The organism is Pseudoalteromonas sp. (genome assembly GCF_041613455.1).
Classification (GTDB): Bacteria; Pseudomonadota; Gammaproteobacteria; order Enterobacterales; family Alteromonadaceae; genus Pseudoalteromonas.
The window spans coordinates 1-2,963 of the sequence record NZ_JBFJHD010000297.1; the positions used below are offsets into that span (position 1 = coordinate 1).

Sequence of the window (2,963 nt, forward strand, 5' to 3'; positions counted from 1 at the left end):
CGGTAAAAGGAAAGTGGTGCCGACTAACCGAGTCGAACGGTTGACCTACTGATTACAAGTCAGTTGCTCTACCAGCTGAGCTAAGTCGGCACTGCTTTAGTACGGGGCGAGATATTAGAGTAAGCTTTATTGGGATGCAACTATAAATTCAAAATAAATGTAATTTTTTGCATCAAATGCTCACAAATCAGGCAAAACTGCCGTTTTTGGTCACTTTTTATCGTGTTCGCTCAGTTCGTACCAGTAATTTAAGCCTTTAATAACCAGCTCGGGGTCAAACATACTGCCATTAAATTGCTGTTGTAATAACGCACCATAGCCACCAGCAAAAATTATTTGTGTGTTTTTGTCGTTTAAATAGGGTTTCGCCTGCTCAATCGCACCTAGGGTGGCCACCAAGGCACCATTTTTTAAGCCATTGGGGGTGTTAGTTCCTAGCTGATTAGTAAATGGCGTGTTTTCATCATCAAACACCCGCTGGGTATTTTGTGTTAGTGAGCGTGTCATTAAATCAAGGCCCGGTAAAATCCAGCCCCCTAAATGCTGCCCTTGACTGTTTACTACATCAATAGTGGTCGCGGTGCCAGCATCTACCACAATACAGGCTTGTGCTGGGTATAAGGTATACGCGGCAATTAATGCCAGCCATCTATCTATGCCTAAATTGCGTTCATGCTGATACGCACAGCGTAACGCAGCTAAGCTTTTTGTGACCTGCGCCGCAAAGCAAGGCACTTTGTGCACAGCAGCTTGCGCTAAAATGTCGTTTAATAACTCGCTGCGCCCCACACAGGCGTAGACCACGGTAGTGATGTGTTGCCACGGTAACTGTTTAACATCGCAAGGCTGTACTTGTTGGTTGTGCCACAGCTTAGCTTTAAGTGCGGTGTTGCCTACATCAATTAATAATCTCATCATTGCGCCTTGCGAAGCGAAATTTCGCCACCGTAATAACTTTTTACCACTCCATCTTGGCGAATACGAATGCCGCCTTGTGGATCGATGCCATCACAAATTCCGCGCCAACTGCGGTGTCCAGTATTCAGCTCAACACATTCGCCAGCAAACGCATTTAGTGCATTCCATTGTTGATACATATGCTGCAACCCGCTTTCACGGTACTGCGCTAAGCGCTGCTCCAAATAATAGGTCAATGAGGCCACCAACTGATTTTTATCTAGCTGCTTAGTATGCTGGCTCAAATCGGTCCAGGCTTGCTCTATTTGTTGACTGTAAGTTTCTGGCATTTGTAGGTTAATGCCAATACCAATCACCAACTGACACGGGCCTTGCGGTTGACCGTCTAACTCAACTAATACGCCGGCCAGCTTTTGCTTATTAATATAGATGTCGTTTGGCCACTTTAATTCAACCTCAATGGCATAGAGTGCTTTGATAACATCGTATACCGCTAAACCTACCGCAATCGACACGCCCATGGCTGCTTGCAGGCCATCGTCTAAACGCCAAAAATAGCTGTAATATAAATTAGCGCCAAACGGTGACTGCCATGCACGGCCGCGCCGGCCGCGCCCCGCTTGCTGCATTTCAGCTACAACCACTGTTCCCGATGCAAGCGCGGCTTTACTTTGAATACGGCGCATCAGCTCACTATTGGTGGAGTCTATAATTGGGTGTACTTCAAGCTGTGCTGTATTTGCGCCAAGTGCATGGTAGTACTGCTCAATAGTGGCTTGCTTCAGCATGCCCACTTGGTTATTTAAGCTATAGCCTTTACCGGTTACTGTAAAAATATCGAGGCCCATTTCTTGTAAGCTTTGAATATGCTTACTTATAGCCGCACGGCTAATACCTAACTGCTCACCCAGGGCTTGCCCTGAAATAAAGCCGCCGTTATTTAAGGCGTTTAAAATGGCGAGTCGATTTCCTTCAGGCGCTTTCATCATTAAGCTTCCACATTAATATAGCATTCGCTATGGTTATCAATTAAACGCACTTCATGCTGCAAGGTAATGTTATAGCGCGCCTGAACCGTATGTTGAATATGCTTGATCATCGCAATTAAATCACTCCCTTGGCTATCACCATAGTTAACTAATACCAACGCTTGTTGTTGATGCACTGCTATACCGGCAATGCGGTAACCTTTTAACCCCGCCTGCTCAATAAGCCAGCCGGCTGCGACTTTGTATTGGCCGTGCTCATAGGGGTAATGCGGTAACTGTGGAAATTGCGCTAAAAGCGCGGTTAACTGCTCAGCGGTAATAATTGGGTTTTTAAAAAAACTGCCGGCATTTGCTAATAGTCGAGGGTTAGGCAGCTTACTATTGCGGGTATTAATCACCTGCTCAAACACCGCTTGAGGTGTGACGTTTGTAAGCTGCTGTAACGGCCCATAGCTGAGCACCGGTTGCCATTTTTTAGGTAACGCTAAATGCACTTCGGTGATCACCGCTTGGTGTTTCAGGCGGTGTTTAAACACCGAGTCACGATAAGCAAACTCACATTGCGCATTACTCAGGGTATTAAAGGTTTTGCTGGTTATGTCGAAATACTCCACAGCGTCAACAAACGTCGCCAACTCCACGCCATAGGCACCTATATTTTGCACCGGCGCAGCGCCCACCGTACCGGGTATCAGTGCTAGGTTTTCTAACCCGGGAATATTTTGCGCTAATAAATAACTCACTAACTGGTGCCAGTTTTCGCCAGCGGCAACCCGTACTAAGTAATCGTTGTCGCGCTCTTGAATAGCGATCCCTTTGGTCGCCATTTTAATTACGGTACCGCTGTAGTCAGTTAAAAACACCGTGTTACTGCCCTCGCCTAATAAGCAATACGGGGCGCTAAAGTGCTGCGCTTTGAGCTGCTCAAGGTGGGTAATTTCAACAAAATGCTGGCATTGGTTGTTTAATGCAAATGTATGTAAAGGTTGTAATGCGTGCGCCACTAAGCTCTCTAACTAACCGGTAACTAATCGCAATAGTTTAACCTATCGTCGC

General features: G+C 46.1%; 3 protein-coding genes and 1 tRNA gene. All 4 read right to left on the reverse strand.

What is annotated here, in order from left to right; genetic code table 11:
• Window positions 1-14: 14 nt before the first annotated feature.
• Window positions 15-90 (reverse strand) — tRNA-Thr (locus ABYB02_RS16195).
• 120 nt (window positions 91-210) lie between these two features.
• Entirely contained in the window at window positions 211-915 is a 705-nt protein-coding gene (locus ABYB02_RS16200) for a pantothenate kinase (protein ID WP_372763413.1), read from the reverse strand.
• A complete protein-coding gene (birA, locus tag ABYB02_RS16205; RefSeq protein ID WP_372763414.1) occupies window positions 915-1,904 on the reverse strand; it encodes a bifunctional biotin--[acetyl-CoA-carboxylase] ligase/biotin operon repressor BirA in 990 nt (329 codons plus the stop codon). Before birA ends, ABYB02_RS16200 begins: the two co-directional genes overlap by 1 nt.
• A 2-nt stretch (window positions 1,905-1,906) precedes the next feature.
• Window positions 1,907-2,911 carry a UDP-N-acetylmuramate dehydrogenase gene (gene murB, locus ABYB02_RS16210; RefSeq protein ID WP_372763412.1) on the reverse strand — a complete coding sequence of 335 codons (1,005 nt, stop codon included), beginning with the start codon at window positions 2,909-2,911 and terminating at the stop codon, window positions 1,907-1,909.
• Window positions 2,912-2,963: the final 52 nt, after the last annotated feature.